The organism is Bradyrhizobium sp. GW821-FHT12B03 (assembly GCF_058807535.1).
In genome coordinates, this window is the sequence record NZ_JBXAQU010000049.1 from 1 (window position 1) to 1,508 (window position 1,508).

The window sequence follows — 1,508 nt, forward strand, 5'->3', positions numbered from 1 at the left end:
GATTTCGTTGAAAAAGGCTGCAGTAGTCCGATGTATTGGCGCCAGCTCCGAAGCGGCCTAGCGGCTGGGTTCTCCGTTATGCGGACCTGGGGATTTGCATCGGGATCAGCTTGGCCATCTTACGAAGGTTCTGAGCGGTGGCTGCGAGGGTGAACTCGTCACGCGCGCCGTTCGGGCCCCTCAGTCGCAGGCGATCGAGCTTGAGAATGCGCTTGAGGTGCGCGAACAGCATCTCGATCTTCTTGCGGAGCCGACGCGAAGTGCGGCCCTCCAATGATCTTGCGATTTGGCGCGCCATGTCGCGAGCGCCCTCGTAGATCGAGCGCGGCACCCTCCGTGAAGGCTGCTTAGGACAACACCGGGACTTCAATGCGCAGCGATCACAATCATGCTTACTGGCGAGGTAAAGCATGGTGGCGCCATCATTCACCAGCGTTCCGGTCGTGGTAAGAACTTTACCGCTGGGACAACGGTAGAGGTCCCCGGCATGGTCATAGGTGAAGTCATCGCGCGAGAAGATCCCGTCTGTGCGGGCGGACTTGTCGAAGACTGTAACGTGCGGCTCGATGCCGTGCTCATAGACCAGCCAGGCGAGCATCTCGGCCGAGCCGTAGCCGCTGTCACCGAGGAGCCGGTTCGGATAGAGATCGAACCGTTCGAGCGAGCGTTCAATCATGCGTTTGGCGGCCAATACCTCCGCCTGCCGGATTGCCGTCGTCGCCTCGACATCGACGATGATCGCGTTCTCGACGTCGATCAGGTAGTTCGTCGAGTAGGCGAAGAAGGCTTGGCCACCATGCGCCCCGGTCCAGCGCGCCGCCGGGTCGGAGGGCGACACGAACTTCGGCGTGACCTCGGTTGCCGCTCCGAAAGCGGCATCATCGAGGACAGCCAGATACTCATCGATCGCTCGGCCGGCAGCCTCCGGTGGAAGCCCCTTGTCGCCTTCGATCCCCTTCTGCCGATTGGCATCGGCCTTGATCAGGCTCGCGTCAACGGCAAATCCTTCTCCGCCTACCAGTCGCTCCTCGATGCAGCGGCGCAACACGCTCTCGAATACGCGACGGAAGAGGTCGCTCTGCCGGAAGCGGCCATGCCTGTTCTTAGAGAATGTCGAGTGATCCGGCACCGCGCCATCCAGACCGAGCCGGCAGAACCACCGATAGGCCAAATTGAGGTGAACCTCATCGCACAGGCGCCGCTCCGATCGAATGCCGAAGCAGTACCCGATCAGTAGCATCCGGATCATCAGCTCGGGATCGATCGAAGGTCGACCGATACTGCTGTAGAAGGGTGCCAGGTCCTGCCTGACCTCTTCAAGGTCGACAAATCTATCGATCGACCGGAGCAAGTGGTCGGCGGGAATATGCCTATCGAGCGAGAACTCATAGAACAACGCAGCCTGTTCGACTTGCCGATGCCCCATCATGATCTTCAGTCCTGCCAATTAGACAGACTGAATCACTGATCCCTCTGCGTCGCAACCGCCGCCTTTTTCAACAGAATCG

Annotated in this window: 1 protein-coding gene; it reads right to left on the minus strand. The window is 60.0% G+C overall.

Annotated features, from left to right (window positions below):
• Nucleotides 1-76: 76 nt before the first annotated feature.
• Nucleotides 77-1,429 (minus strand): transposase, encoded by a 1,353-nt coding sequence (locus AC1RUR_RS38290; RefSeq protein ID WP_492853331.1) that lies wholly within the window; start codon nucleotides 1,427-1,429, stop codon nucleotides 77-79.
• Nucleotides 1,430-1,508: the final 79 nt, after the last annotated feature.

What these genes read in the sequence shown, in the direction of transcription:
- AC1RUR_RS38290 (WP_492853331.1), bottom strand. Translation starts at nt 1,429, where the DNA reads ATGATGGGGCATCGGCAAGTCGAACAGGCTGCGTTGTTCTATGAGTTC.